The organism is Bradyrhizobium sp. SUTN9-2 (assembly GCF_003122645.1).
In the GTDB taxonomy this organism is placed as follows: domain Bacteria; phylum Pseudomonadota; class Alphaproteobacteria; order Rhizobiales; family Xanthobacteraceae; genus Bradyrhizobium; species Bradyrhizobium yuanmingense.
Window position 1 is genome coordinate 2298480 of record NZ_LAXE01000001.1, and the last position, 522, is coordinate 2299001.

Sequence of the window (522 nt, forward strand, 5' to 3'; positions counted from 1 at the left end):
CTCCAGATCAGGAAACACTCCTAAATGGTGCTCCGGATCTGTGGATCGATCTACCCAACCAGTCGTAGTCAGACAATTATTCATAGCATGTAATTCACGAAGCAAGTACGCTGGCGTAGCCTGGAAACAGCATGCAAAAAGAAATCCGAGCTGATCGGTTGTTGCGCTAACATTTCCCCGACATTCACTGCGGGCGAAGTCTAACGAGCATGCATCCCAGACTACCGCCCGCTCTGGCGCCCAGGGGACTAAGCTGACGCGGTCGTTACCAAGCATATTTGCTCTATTCGATATTTCTGCGGGGGTGACATGTTTGATGTTTATCGCAATAGCAAGCGGGACTTCCTTGTCATAAGCAACGGATCTGAAATACCCGCACTTTACTCTTCTAATAGATGGCGCAAGAGCAGAACTAGAGTTCTCAAAGTCAGCGACGAGATAAAGTCGGCCGTTCAGCGGCAGGGGTATTACGTTCGTAGCTTTCGAGTTGATAAAAGGGGAATATTCTAGGGCTTGAACTAG